At 72.0% G+C, this 13,997-nt stretch carries 8 protein-coding genes; all 8 read left to right on the forward strand.

The genetic code is table 11. The annotated features are described in order from the left end of the window. The first annotated feature begins 32 nt into the window (after positions 1-32). The gene (locus tag VKN16_24400; protein HME97359.1) at positions 33-1,313 is read left to right on the forward strand and encodes an ABC transporter substrate-binding protein; all 1,281 of its coding nucleotides are present in this window, start codon (positions 33-35) and stop codon (positions 1,311-1,313) included. 36 nt (positions 1,314-1,349) lie between these two features. Beyond that, positions 1,350-2,192, forward strand: a complete 843-nt coding sequence (locus tag VKN16_24405; protein ID HME97360.1) for a branched-chain amino acid ABC transporter permease — start codon at positions 1,350-1,352, stop codon at positions 2,190-2,192. Between the two features lie 31 nt (positions 2,193-2,223). Further along, on the forward strand, positions 2,224-3,174 hold the full coding sequence (locus tag VKN16_24410; protein HME97361.1) for a branched-chain amino acid ABC transporter permease: 951 nt from the start codon (positions 2,224-2,226) through the stop codon (positions 3,172-3,174). Next, complete coding sequence (locus VKN16_24415; protein ID HME97362.1) at positions 3,171-3,908, forward strand: ABC transporter ATP-binding protein; 738 nt, start codon at positions 3,171-3,173, stop codon at positions 3,906-3,908. Before VKN16_24410 ends, VKN16_24415 begins: the two co-directional genes overlap by 4 nt. Continuing rightward, complete coding sequence (locus tag VKN16_24420) at positions 3,886-4,599, forward strand: ABC transporter ATP-binding protein (GenBank protein ID HME97363.1); 714 nt, start codon at positions 3,886-3,888, stop codon at positions 4,597-4,599. The genes VKN16_24415 and VKN16_24420 overlap by 23 nt, the downstream gene beginning before the upstream one ends. A gap of 51 nt (positions 4,600-4,650) precedes the next feature. Beyond that, positions 4,651-11,829, forward strand: a complete 7,179-nt coding sequence (locus tag VKN16_24425; protein HME97364.1) for a GAF domain-containing protein — start codon at positions 4,651-4,653, stop codon at positions 11,827-11,829. A gap of 8 nt (positions 11,830-11,837) precedes the next feature. Next, positions 11,838-12,902 (forward strand): anthranilate phosphoribosyltransferase, encoded by a 1,065-nt coding sequence (trpD, locus tag VKN16_24430; GenBank protein HME97365.1) that lies wholly within the window; start codon positions 11,838-11,840, stop codon positions 12,900-12,902. 159 nt (positions 12,903-13,061) lie between these two features. Further along, the coding region (locus VKN16_24435; protein HME97366.1) for a GntR family transcriptional regulator at positions 13,062-13,997 on the forward strand (936 nt) is incomplete at its 3' end.

Genomic DNA, 13,997 nt, shown 5'->3' on the forward strand with positions numbered 1-13,997 from the left:
TCTCGTCACCCCTAACCCGACAGGAGACCTCGATGAGCGACCGTCGTCAGCCGCGTGTGCAGCGCCGCACCCTTCTGAAGGCCGCCGGGGCGGCGGCGGGCGCCGCCGCCCTCGGCTTCCCCGTCGTGCTGCGCGCGCAGACGCCGACCTTCAAGGTGGGCGTCGTCCACCCGGTGACCGGCCCCCTGGCCGAGCCCGGCCAGGCCTGCCGGCTGGGGGCCCAGATGGCGGCCGACGCGATCAACGCGGCGGGCGGCATCAAGTCCCTCAACGGCGCGAAGCTCGAGCTGATCGTGGGCGACACCCAGACCAAGCCCGACATCGGGCGCACCGAGGCGGAGCGCGTGATGAATCAGGGCGCCCAGATGCTCATGGGCTCCTTCGACTCCGGATCCACCCAGGCGATGGTGCCGGTGGCCCAGCAGCGGCGCATCCCGTTCCTGGTCGACATCGCCGCCGCCGACCCCATCACCGCCAACGTGGCCAAGGCGGTGAAGGAAGGCCAGCAGAAGACGCAGTACGTCTACCGGAACTTCCCCACCGGCTCGTCGTTCGGGCGTCGGGCGGTGCAGTATTTCGGCGAGGTCTTCCAGGAAGCCAAGGTGTCGCCCAAGCGGGTGGTGCTGATGTACTGCAACGACCTCTTCGGCCAGAACAACGCCAAGGGCTTCCAGGCCGCGCACGCCGCCGCGAAGCCCTCCTGGGAGATCGTGGACGTCATCCCGTGGCCGGAGCCGCCCCAGGACCTCTCCACCGAGGTCTCTCGCGCGAAGGCGGCGAAGCCCGACGTGATCGCGCCGATCACCCGGCCGGCGAGCGCGCAGCTGCTGCTGCCCGAGATCCGCAAGCAGCGGATCGAGATCATGGGCATCGTGGGGCCGGGGAGCCCGGGCCTCTACGAGGCCGGACAGCTCGCGGTCCTGAAGGACGATCTCGAGTACGTCATGAGCAGCCTGCCCTGGGCGAACTTCAAGAATCCGCGGACCCAGAAGGTCGCGGAGGACTACCTGAAGCGCTCCGGCGGCAAGACCTTCGACACCAACTCGGGCTACTCCTACGACGGCATGATGCTCATCGCCGACGTGCTCGAGCGCGCGAAGTCGACGGACCCCGACGCCATCGTGGAGGCGCTGCGCAAGTCGAACTGGAGCGGCGGCCTCATGCAGTACGCGGGCCCGGTGACCTTCAACGAGGTCGGCGACAATCCCAACGCGGTCACCACCATGATCCAGATCCTCGGCGGCAAGCCGGTGGCGGTCTGGCCCCGGGAGGCCGCGGTGCAGAAGTTCGTCTTCCCGCGTCCCAAGGCGTAGCCGGCTCTGGATCCGGCGCTCATCGCCCAGAGCCTGCTGAACGGGCTCCTGTTCGGCGGCGTCTACAGCCTCATGGCGGTGGGCCTCACGCTGATCTTCGGCGTGATGCGGGTGGTGAACTTCGCCCACGGCGACATGATGGTGTGGGGGATGTACCTGGCCTGGCTGCTGGCCACCCGCGCCGGGATCGATCCCTACGTGGGCTTCGTGGGCTGCGCGGCGGTGCTGTTCGTGACCGGGGTGATCGTCCAGCGCCTCCTGGTGGACCGGATCGTGGATGCCCCGCACGAGATGCAGATCCTGCTGATGCTGGGCGTGGCGCTGGTGCTGGAGAACGCGGCGCTCGTCGCCTTCGGCCCCGATCCCCAACGGGTGCGCTCGCCGCTGCGCGCCGCGACCCTCTGGCTGGGGCCGATCTTCGTGGACGTGGCCCGGCTGGTGACCTTCGTCCTCGCGATCGTGCTGACCTTCGCGCTGTACCTCTTCCTGCAGCGCACCGATCTGGGTCGCACCATGCGCGCGGCCGCCGACAACGCCTACGGCGCCCTCGTCATCGGCGCCGACGTGCGGCGCGTCTACGCGGCGGCCTTCGGCATCGGGGCGGCCTGCGTGGGCGCGGCGGGGGCGCTCGTCTCGCCGATCCTGCCCTTCCAGCCCGCGGGCGGGCTCTCGCTGTCGGTGGCCTCGTTCAACATCGTGATCATCGGCGGCATGGGCAGCTTGCCCGGCGCCTTCCTCGGCGGTCTGCTCGTGTCGGTAGCCGAGTCGCTCGGCGCGGTATTCCTGAGCCCGTCCATGAAGGAGCTGGTGAGCTTCTCGCTCCTGATCGTCATCCTGCTCGTCCGGCCCGCCGGGCTCTTCGGCCGGGCTCCCGTATGAACGGACCGTCGCGCACGAAACGGCCGGGCGCATGAAGTGGCTGGCCGCGGCGGCCCTCGCGGTCCTGCTGGCGCTGCCCGCGGTGCTCAGCTCCTACGCGGTCACCGTGTTCATCTTCATCTTCTTCTACGCCTTCCTCGGCCAGGCCTGGAACATCGTGGGCGGCTACGCGGGTCAGCTCTCGGCCGGCCACGCCGCGTTCGTCGGCCTCGGAGCCTACGCCTCGGCCCTGCTCTCCGCGGAGGTCGGGCTCACCCCGTGGATCGGCATGCTGGTGGGCGGAGTGCTCTCCGCGGCGCTCGGGACGGTGGTGGGGTATCTGGGTTTTCGCTTCGGCCTGCGCGGCTTCTACTTCGTGCTCTTGACCGTGGCGTTCGCGGAGGTCTGCCGCATCGTGGCGCTCAACACCGACGCGGTCGGCGGCGCCCTCGGCTACTACATCACGTTCACCGGCAACCCGCGCCAGTTCCAGTTCCAGGACAATCGCGTCTACTACTACGTCGCGCTCGGTCTGATGCTGATGGCCACCCTGGTGGTGGCCGCGATCGAGCGGCGGCGCTTCGGCGCCTACCTCATCGCGATCCGCGAGGACGAGGGCGCCTGCGAGGCCCTGGGGGTCAACACCTTCCGCTACAAGATGCTGGCCATGGTGGTGTCGTCGTTCCTCACCGGAGTGGGCGGCACCTTCTACGCCTTCTACCTGTTCTCGCTGCAGCCCAACGCGGTGTTCGGCATCCCGCTCTCGGTGGAGATCATCATCCGGCCCATCGTGGGCGGCGCGGGCACCGTGCTCGGGCCGATCCTCGGCTCGTTCATCCTGAGCCCGCTCGCCGAGGTCGCCCGCGTCTACTTCGGCCAGGGCGGCTGGTCGGGCGTTCACCTGATCGCCTATGGGATTCTGCTGATCGCGGTCGTGCTCTTCCTGCCCCAGGGCGCCTATCCCGCGCTCCGCCGCCTCTGGGCCCGCCCGGCCGCACGGTGACGCCGCTGCTGGAGGTCACCGGCATCTCCCGCCGCTTCGGCGGCCTGCAGGCGGTGCGCGACCTCTCGCTCTCGGTGGCGCCCGACGAGGTGCTCGGGCTCATCGGCCCGAACGGCGCGGGCAAGACCACCGCCTTCAACCTGCTCTCGGGCTTCCTCGCGCCGGACCGCGGGCAGATCCGCTTCGCCGGCCGGTCCATCGTGGGCCTCCCGCCCCACGCGATCTGCCGACTCGGCCTCTGCCGCACGTTCCAGATCGTCCGGCCGTTCCCCCGTCTGTCCGTGCTGGACAACGTGCGGGTGGGCGCGCTGTCCCGCCGGGCCCGGATGGAGGACGCCCGGGCCCGGGCGCGCGAGGTCATCGAGCAGGTCGGGCTCGGAGGCAAGGTCGACCACGCCGCGGGCGCCCTCACGCTGGCCGAGCGCAAGCGCCTCGAGCTGGCGCGGGCGCTGGCCACCGAGCCGCGCCTCCTGCTGCTCGACGAGGTGATGGCCGGGCTCAACCCGACCGAGATCGAGGCCATCGTCGCGCTGGTCAAGCGCATCAACGCCTCCGGCATTGCGATCCTGCTGATCGAGCACAACATGCGCGCGGTGATGTCGCTGTCCCATCGCATCGCGGTGCTGAACTTCGGCGAGAAGATCGTGGAGGGCGAGCCGGCGGCGGTGGCCAATCATCCGCGGGTGATCGAGGCGTACCTCGGCGAGGAATATGTCCACGCTCCTTCGCGTTGACGGCATCGAGGTCGGCTACGGCGACATGACCGCGGTGCGCGACGTCTCGCTCGAGGTGCGCGAGGGCGAGACGGTGGCGCTGATCGGCGCCAACGGAGCGGGCAAGACCACGACCCTGCGCGCGGTCTCCGGGCTCTTGCCCCTGCGCCGCGGCCGCATCGAGTTCGAGGGCCAGCGTCTCGATGGGCGGAGCTCGGCGCAGATCGTGGCCCGCGGGGTGGCCCACGTGCCGGAGGGCCGGCAGCTCTTCCCGACCATGACGGTGCGCGAGAACCTCGAGCTGGGGGCCCGGACCCCGGAGGCCCGCGGTCGGGTGGCCGACTCCCTCGCGGAGGTCTTCGATCTCTTCCCCCGGCTGCGGGAGCGCACCGCGCAGCTCGCGGGCACCCTGTCGGGCGGCGAGCAGCAGATGTGTGCGATCGGCCGCGGCCTCATGGCCCGGCCGCGGCTCTTGATGCTGGACGAGCCGAGCCTCGGTCTGGCTCCGGTGATGGTGAAGGCGATCTTCGAGGATCTGGCCCGCATCAACGGCCGGGGCATCACGATCCTGCTGGTCGAGCAGAACGTCCTGCGGTCGCTCCGCCTGGCCCACCGGGGCTATGTCCTCGAGAACGGGCGGATGACGCTCTCCGGGCCGCGGGACGAGCTGCTGGCCAGCGGGCACATCAAGCAGGCCTACCTGGGTCTCTAGGCCCCCGAAATTTCGGTTCAGTTCGCCGCCGGACGGAACGAGAATAGCCGTGTGAGGCGCTTCGCTCGAGGCTTCCTCGTTCCCTTCCTGCTGCTGGCCATTCCGCTCGGCATCCTCGCCTCGCTGGGCTACCTCGCCGCCCATCGACAGCTCGTGCGCACGCGGGACGTCGCCGTCGCGCGCACCGTCGACGCGGTCACCGCGCTGGTGGCCGACTATCAGGATTCGCTCCGTCGCGAGGCGGCGCTGCTGGCCCGGGATCCCGCGGTGATCGACGGCGTCACGCAGGGCGACTGGTCGACGCTGGCCCGCGCGGCGTCGCCGCGCGTGCTCGCCGTGACGCAGGACGGACTCGCCGACTTCATCACGGTACTGGACCGGCGCGGCACGCCGCTGGTGCAGGTGCCGGCGGGCCCGCCGCCGAGCCTGCCCGGCCCCTCGATACCGACCGAGCCCGTCCTCACCCTGCGGCTGGCCGGCGGCCGGCCGTACTTCCTGGTGACCGCGCCGGTCAGGAGCGCCACCGATCGGGAGCCGACCCCCGTCGGCACGGTCGTCGCGGGGCGCCGGCTCGATGGCCTCGGCGCGCTCCTCGAGCGACTGCCGTCGGGCCCCGCCGTGGTATTCCTGGCCGGCGATCGCGCGCTCGCGTCGAGCCGCCCCGATCTGGCGCCGGCGGGCTGGACCGCCGCGGCCGCCACCGGCGTCATCACCGCCGGCCAGGAGCCTCACGCGGTCCGACGGCTGGAGAGCCCGGTGATCGGCTCGCCGGACGGCGCCCTCTGGGTCGTCCTGCCGGTGCGGGAGTTCGCGCGAGCCGAGCGCCGCCTCGGGCTCGAGTTCCTCACGCTGCTGGCCGGCGGCGTGGTGGTGCTGGCCGGCGTGGTGCTCGCGTTCCTGCCCGAGCCCCCCCGGTCGCACGCCGGCTCGCGGACGGATGGCAGTCCGCGGGCGGCCCTCGAGCGTCGCAACCGCGAGCTGGAGGCGCTGAACGCGATCTCGGCCACGATCGGCCGCGGGGCCGACCTGGCCACCACCGCCGAGGAGACGCTCGAGGTCGTTCGCGAGCTGTCCGGCATGGACGTCGGCGCGGTCTACCGGCTCGACAGCGCGGCGCGTGAGCTGGTGATGCTGGCCCAGAGCGGCTTCGATCCGCAGTACGTCGAGCGCTTCCAGGTCCGGCCGCTCGGCGACTCGCACATGGGCGAGGCCGCGCGCACCGGGCGGATCCTGGTCACCCACCTCGACGCGGCGCCGCCGTCCGGGGAGAGCATCCGCCAGATGGCGGCGGACCGCTCGCACCGGACCCAGCTCGCCCTGCCCATCCCGGTCGACCTGAAGACCTGGGGGGTCATGGCGCTGGTGTCCAAGGAGGCGCGCGACTTCTCCGACGAGGAGCGCAAGATCCTGGCCGGCGTGGCCCAGACGGTGGGCCTGGCCGTCGAGCGCGCCCAGCTGCAGGAGATGGCGGCGGCCCGCCTGCGCCGGCTCGAGGCCCAGCGGGTGATCGAGCGCCAGATCTCGGAGCAGGTGGACACCGAGGATCTGCTGGTGGTGATCGCGCGCTCGGCCCAGCAGCTGATCGGCGGCGCCTACGCCGCCCTCTACCTGCTGGAGGGCGAGACGCTGCACGCGCGCGCGTGGTCGGACGTGGGCGACTGGATCCGCGACCTCCGGTTCAAGATCGGGACCGGCGAGGCCGGGGTAGCGCTCGCAGCCGGGCGGGGCGCGCTGATCAACGACTACGCCGGCTCCGCGAACGCGATGGCCGAGTTCGTGCCGTTCACGAGCCGGCTCCTGGTGGCGCCGCTGATGGCGGGCAGCCGGCCGCTGGGTGTGATGACCGCGGGGCGCGGGCCGGGCGCGCCGCCGTTCGTCGAGGACGAGCTGTCGATCCTCACCGACTTCGCCACCCAGGCCGCGGTCGCGCTCGAGCACGCGCGGCTCTTCGCCGAGGCCCACCGCAACGCGGCGCAGTACCAGGCCCTGCTCGAGGTCAGCGGCGTGGTCTCCTCCACGCTCGAGCCCGAGCGCGTGCTGGACCTGGTGGTCGACCGGTGCCGGGCCCTCCTGGGGGTGGCCGGCCTCGGCGTCTTCCGCCTGGATCGCCCGAGCGGCCTCCTGGTCTACGAGCGCGGGCGGGGCCTGTCGCCCGACTTCATGACCTCGCTGCGGGTGCGCGTGGGCGAGGGCACCACCGGCCGGGCGGTCGCCCGGGGCGAGCCGGTCTGGAGCGAGGACGTGCTGAACGACCCCGCGGTGCCCCTGACGTCCGAGACGCGTGCCCTCGTGGTGCGCGAGGGCTATCGCGCGGTGCTCTCGGTGCCGCTCGTGAGCAAGGGCGAGGCGCACGGGGCGCTGGCCGCCTACTGGTGGGAGCCGCACGCGCCCTCGGCGAGCGAGATCTCGCTGATGAGCGGCCTGGCCGGCCAGGCCGCGATCGCGCTCTCCAATGCCCGGCTCTTCGCCCAGGAGCGCGACCGCAAGGCGTCGCTGTCCTCGCTGCTCGAGATCAACAAGAAGATCGGCGCGCTCGTGACCCCGGAGAGCCTGCTGACCTCGATCGCCGAGGAGGCGGCCCGCCTGCTCGAGCTGGACAACGCCGGGTTCCGGCTCCTGGACGGCGATCAGCTGGTGGTGGCGGGCCTCACCGGCACCGCGGCCGAGACGATGATGCGGACGCGACTGCAGGTGGGCGAGAGCCTGAGCGGCAAGGTGCTGGCCACCGGCCAGGCACTCATGTGCGAGCTCGAAGGGGCCGACGTGATCGCCGACCATCAGGCCGCCGGTCAGCGGCTCGGCTACACCCACTTCCTGGGGGTGCCGCTGCTGGTCGGCGAGCGGCCCATCGGCGTGCTCGTCTTCCGCGGCCGTCGACCCTTCACCGCGCGCGAGCAGGAGCTGGCCGAGACCTTCGCGGGCCAGGCCGCGATCGCCATCGATCACTCCCGGCTCTACCGTGAGGCCTCCGAGCAGGCCGAGCGCATGCGCGCGGTGGCCGAGCTGGGGCGCGTGCTGGTGTCGACCTTCGACGAGAGCCGCGTGCTCGACCTCGTGGCCACCCAGGCGCGGGAGACTCTCGCGTTCCCCGACCTGGCGATCTGGCTGCAGGATCCGGAGAGCCAGCTGCTGCGTCTGGCCGTGGGGCAGGGCGAGTTCTCGGCGCCGCTGGCCGACATGGCCAAGCCGCTGCGCGGCGACGAGGGCGTGGTGGGCCTCGCGCTCACCGAGGGCCGCCCGGTGTGGACCGCCGACGTGCTCAGCGATCCGCGGATGCACCTGCGCCCCGAGTCGCGCCGGTGGATCGCGGACATCGGGGGGCGGGCCATCCTGGCGGTGCCGCTCGTGCGCGAGCACATCCGCGGGGCGCTGGTGGCGTACCGGCGGCGCGGCGAGCACTTCGTGGACCGCGAGATCGAGCAGCTGTCGGTCTTCGCCAACCAGCTCGCCGCCGCGCTCGAGAACGCCCGGCTGTACGAGGCTCTCGACGTGCGCGCCGCGCGGCTCCGTCGCCTGACCCGGCTCGCCCAGATCGTCTCGGCCTCGCTGGACATGGACGAGGTGCTGCGCGCGATCGCGGAGGCGGCCGCCGAGCTGATCGCGGTGCCCCTCGCCAACTTCTGGGTGGCCGACGAGGTGAACCGGACGCTGACCCTGCAGACGGTCTCCGCCGACTTCGGTCTGGATCTGCCGACTCGGAATCTGCGATTCGGCGAGGGCGCGGCGGGCTGGGTGGCCGAGCATCGCCGCCCGCTCGAGGTGCCCGACGTGATGCAGGATCCGCGCTTCGAGTTCAGGGCGTGGGCGGCCACCCACGGCATCCGCAGCATCGTCGCGGTGCCCATCCTGGTGCAGGACTCGCTGCTGGGCGTGCTCACGCTGGTGGGCAAGGGCCCGATCCGGCTCGGCGCCGACGACCAGCAGCTGCTCGAGAGCTTCGTGGCCCAGGCCGGCGTGGCCATCCGCAACGCGGGCCTCTACGGCGAGACCCGGGGCCGGCTCGAGGAAAGCCGCGCGCTGCTCGAGGTCGCCGAGATCCTGAACTCCACGCTCGACTCGAAGCGGCTGCTCCGCCAGGTGGCGATGAAGATCGCGCAGGTGTGCGGGGTGGACCGCTGCTCGATCCATCGCTGGGTGGACGGACGCGTGGTGCCGCTCATGTCGCAGTTCGCCGACGGGCGACCGGACGCCGACCGCTCGGAGCAGGCGCGCCGCATGACCGAGGCGCTGCCTCTGGACCCTCCGCTGCACGCCCGCACCGTGGCCACCCGGCGGCCGGTGATCGTGCCCGACGCCCGCGCGAGCGATCTGGTGCCGGCCTCGTGGGTGGAGAGCTTCGGGGTCAAGTCGGCCATGGCGGTGCCGCTGATTCGTCAGGACGAGGTCATCGGCGTCATGATCCTCGACCACACCGAGCGGACCACGTCCTTCGAGGCCTGGCAGGTGGACCTGGCCATGGCGGTGGCGGGCCAGCTCGCGCTGTCCCTGACCAACGCGGGCCTGTACACGCAGGTGCAGGAGCGGCTGCGCGAGACGACCGCGCTGCTGGCGGTCGGCCGCGCGCTGTCGCAGCCCGATTCGCCGGAGAACGTGATGCGGCTGGTGGCGCGCGAGGTCGGACGGGCCTTCGGCGCCGACATGGTAGGCATCTACCGGCTCGACACCCGCCACGACGCGCTGGTCCCGATGGCGGGCCATCACGTGCCCGGGCATCTACGGGAGCATTTCGTCAACCACCCGTTCCCGCTCTCGCGCTTTCCCGCGCTGGCCCAGGTCTGGCGCGAGGGCCGCGCCGCCTGGTCGTCGGACACCCGCACGGATCCGCGCTTCGATCCCGACACGCTGGCCGGGCTCGACGCGCACTCGGTCCTCTTCGCGCCCACCACGGTGCGCGGCGAGGCGGTGGGCGCGCTGTTCCTGGTGTGGTGGCAGACCGGCCGCGAGTTCTCCGACTCCGAAGTGCGCCTGGTCGAGGGCGTGGCGGCCCAGGTCGGCCTCGGCATGGAGAACGCGGAGCTGGCCCGCCAGACCGCGACCAAGCTGCAGGAGACCGAGACGCTGCTCTCGGTGAGCCAGGCGCTCGCCTCGACGCTCGACGTGGACGCGCTGACGCGCCAGCTGCTGCGCCACGTGGTGCGCGGCCTGGGCGCGGACCTCGCCGGCATGTGGCTCGTCGAGGACAACGGGCAGTGGATGGCCCCGCTGGCCGGGTATCACATCCCGGCCGATCACCGGGAGGAGATGCGGGGCACCCGCATCCCGCTCACCGGCCACGCGTTCTACGAGGAGGCGATCCGGCGCCGGCAGGCGGTGGTGACCACCGACGGGACGAACGATCCGCGGCTGCCCGAGCACATCCGCCGCGTCATTCCGGTGCGGACGCACCTGTTCGTCCCGGTCGTGGCGCAGGAGCAGGTGATCGGCGGCTTCGCGGCCGGCTGGTGGGCCGAGGCGCGCGAGGTGTCCGACGCCGAGCTGCGCCTGATGGAGGCGATGGCGAGCCAGGTCGGCGTGGCCTTGCAGAACGCGCGCCTGTTCCAGGACAACCAGCGCCGGCTGCGCGAGCTGTCCGTGCTCCACGAGCTGTCGCGCGCGGTCACCGGGCAGCTCGACCAGGCCGGGCTGCTCGACGCGGTGTACCAGCAGGTCTCGCGCGTGCTCGAGGTCCAGAGCCTGACCGTGCTGCTGCTGGACGAGGACCACGATCGGCTCGAGGTGGTCTTGCGGGTGCGCGACGGCCGGCGCTGCGACGAGGAGGCGCCGCAGTTCTACCCGCGCGACGGGGCGGGGCTCTCCGGCTACGTGGTCGGCACCGGCCGGCCGATCCGCACGACGGACTACGTCGGCGATTGCGCCCGCTACGGGGTGGCGCCGCTGCCCGCGGTGGTCGGCTTGCCCTGTTGCCTGATCGTGCCCATGACCGCAGGCGAGCGGGTGCTGGGCGTGCTGTCGCTGCGGAGCACGGACCGTCCCTACACCGAGGCCGACGAGCGGCTGCTCGTCAACATCGCCCAGCTCACCGCCCTCATGCTGCGCAGCGCGCGCCTGTACGAGGACCGCTCGCGCGCGTTCAGCGAGCTGGCCGACGCTCAGGATCAGCTGGTGCGGACCGAGAAGCTGCGCGCCCTCGGCGAGATGGCCTCGGGAGTCGCGCACGACTTCAACAACGTGCTGGCCTCGATCCTCGGGCGGGCCCAGCTGCTGCTCGAGCGCATCCAGGACGGCAAGCTGCGACAGTGGCTGAAGGTCATCGAGCGCGCCGCGATGGACGGCGCCCGCACCGTGCGCCGGCTCCAGGACTTCACGGGGGTGCGGCGCGATCAGCCCGCGGTGGCGGTGGACCTCAACCAGGTCGTGCAGCAGGTGCTCGAGGCCACCGAGTCGACCTGGCGTCACGACAGCGCGCGGCGCGGGGCCGCGGTCGAGGTGGTCACCGTGCTCGCGGAGCGGCTGCCCCGGATCGCGGGCGATCCGGCCGAGCTGCGCGAGGCGTTCACCAATCTCGTGCTCAACGCGCTCGACGCGATGCCGCACGGGGGCACGCTGACCCTGCGCACCGGCACCGGCGAGGGGCCGGGCGGCGAGGTGCGCGTCGACGTCAGCGACACGGGCACCGGCATTCCCGAGCACATCCGGCAGAAGATCTTCGATCCGTTCTTCACCACGAAGGGACCGAAGGGCACCGGCCTCGGCCTCTCGATGGCCTATGGTATCCTGGCGCGCCACAGCGCTCGCATCACGGTGGAGAGCGAAGAAGGCCAGGGCACCACGTTCCGCCTGGTGTTTCCCTCGAGCGACCAGGTCGCGGAGGCGGCCGCGCCTGCGGCCCCCGCGGGCGCCGCGGTTTCGCTGCACTGCCTGGTGGTCGACGACGAGCCGGAGGTTGCGGAGGTCGTCGCCGACATCCTCGCCGCGTCGGGGCACACCGCGGTGGTGGTGGGCGCGGGGCAGGCTGCGGTCGAGCGAGTCGGCGCCGAGCGGTTCGATCTGGTCTTCACGGACCTGGCCATGCCGGGCATGACCGGCTGGCAGGTGGCGCGCGCGGTCAAGGCCCGCGCGCCGGAGGTTCATATCGTGCTGATGAGCGGATTCGGCGTGGAAGTGGCGTCGGAGGAGCTGCGCGCCAACGGGGTCGATCTCGTCCTGGCCAAGCCCCTGCAGATCCGCGACGTGATGAGCGCGGTGAGCGCGATCGTGCGCGGCCGCGGGGCGGGAGACGGCCAGGCGTGACCAGCCCGATCATCACCGAGGCCCTGCGCGCCCTCATCGACCATCGCGACCTGACGCGCCTCGAGGCGGCGGCCGCGATGGAAGCGATCATGTCGGGGGCGGGCACCAACGCCCAGATCGCCGCCTTCCTCACCGCGCTGCGCATGAAGGGCGAGACCGTCGAGGAGCTGATCGGCTTCGCGCAGGTGATGCGGCAGAAGGCGGTGAAGGTGCGCGCCGACGGCGCGGACCTGGTCGCCCAGACCGGCACCGATCGCGAGATGCTGATCGACACGTGCGGCACCGGCGGCGACGCCTCGGGCACCTTCAACGTCTCCACCGCCACCGCGTTCGTGGTGGCGGGCGCCGGGCTGAAGGTGGCCAAGCACGGGAACCGCTCGGTCTCGTCGCTCTGCGGCTCCGCCGACGTGGTCGAGACGCTCGGCATCAGCATCGACTTGAGCCCGGCGAAGGTGGCCCGCTGCCTGGACGAGGTCGGCATCGGGTTCCTCTACGCCCCGCTGCTCCACACCGCGATGAAGCACGTGATGGCCGCCCGCCGGGAGATGGGCGTCCGCACCGTGTTCAACATGCTCGGCCCCCTGACGAATCCCGCCGGGGCCAACGCCCAGCTGATCGGCGTGTACGCGCCCACCCTCACCGAGCCGCTGGCCCGCGTGCTCGCCGAGCTCGGAACGATTCGCGCCTTCGTCGTCCACGGCGCCGACGGGCTCGACGAGATCTCCAACACCGGCGAGAGCCACATCGCCGAGGTGCACGAGGGCGTCGTGCGGAGCACGCGGGTGCGCCCCGAGGACTTCGGGATGCCGCGGGCCACCATCGCCGAGCTGCAGGGCGGCGACCGCCAGGAGAACGCCGTGATCATCCGCCGGGTGCTCGCGGGCGCTTCCGGCCCGCGGCGGGACATCGTGCTGATGAACGCGGCGGCGGCCCTGGTGGCCGGGGCGAAGGCCCGCGATCTGAAAGAGGGCGTGGGCCTGGCCGCACAGTCGATCGACTCCGGGGCGGCCGGCGGCAAGCTCGACGCCCTCGTCACGCTGTCCCAGCGGCTCGCCAGAGAGGGCGCGGCCTAGCCCTGAGCGCCCATTGACCGCGCCACGCCGGCGCAGGTACAATGGGCGCCGGTCGCAGTAACTGCCTGTCGCGCTTGCGTGAATCCCGATTTCAAGCTCGACCGAGCCAGTCGGCGGCCGGCCGGAGTTCTAGAACACTCGAAGACGAGGGATTGCTACTTGGCCAGTCGCGTGCCGCGCTATCACCAGATCGCCCAGACGCTGCGCGAGCGCATCGTGGCCGGCGGTCACGGTCCCGGCCAACGCCTCGACAACCAGCGGAGCCTCGCGCGGGAGTTCGGCGTCACGCTGATGACGTTGCGCCAGGCCCTCGATCTGCTCGAGCGCGATGGACTCATCGCCCGCCGCCACGGTCTGGGCACCTTCATCGCCCGCCCGTCGATCGACTACGACATTCTCCATCTGCGGGCCCTCGCGGGCGATCTGTCCGCGCTCGGGGAAGACGTGGCCACGCGGTTCGTGCGCAGCTACAAGACGGTCGCGGACCGTCGCGTCGCCGAGTCGCTGCGGCTCCCGGAGCGGGCGCCGGTCTTCGTCCTGGAGCGCCTGCGCCTCGTAGACGGTGAGCCGGTGAGCTTCCAGGCCTCGTACCTGCCCGCCGCGATCGGCGAAGAAGTCTCCAAGGCCGATCTGGCGGTGACCCCGCTCCGCCAGGTCCTGTCCTTCAAGCTGGGCATCGAGGTCACCGCGGCTCACGAAACCGTGTCGGCGGTGCCCCTGGACCGGCAGGCCGCCCGCGAGATGGGCTGCCGCCCGGGCACCGCCGCCTTCCGCTCCGATCGCATCTCGACGGGCACCGACGGCACCCCCATCGTCTACGACCGCGTCTTCATTCCGGGCGACCGCTTCCGCATCACCCGCCAGCTTCGCTACGACACCCTCGACGGCCACCCGCCCGCGGCGACGGTGACGGAAGCCGACACCGCCCCATCCACCGACCGCGGGGCAGTTCGGATGAGCGCTTGCGCGAAGGAGCCCGGCCGCCCAACTGGTGGCTCCGACGTTCAGGCGACCGAAAAATCCGCTTGCGCGAAGGAGCCCGGCCGCCCAAGTGGCGGCTCCGACGTTCAGGCGACCGAAAAATCCGCTTGCGCG

The organism is Candidatus Methylomirabilota bacterium, assembly GCA_035315345.1.
Taxonomy (GTDB): Bacteria; Methylomirabilota; Methylomirabilia; order Rokubacteriales; family CSP1-6; genus CAMLFJ01.

What these genes read in the sequence shown, in the direction of transcription:
- VKN16_24420 (HME97363.1), top strand. Translation starts at nt 3,886, where the DNA reads ATGTCCACGCTCCTTCGCGTTGACGGCATCGAGGTCGGCTACGGCGAC.
- VKN16_24410 (HME97361.1), top strand. Translation starts at nt 2,224, where the DNA reads ATGAAGTGGCTGGCCGCGGCGGCCCTCGCGGTCCTGCTGGCGCTGCCC.
- VKN16_24400 (HME97359.1), top strand. Translation starts at nt 33, where the DNA reads ATGAGCGACCGTCGTCAGCCGCGTGTGCAGCGCCGCACCCTTCTGAAG.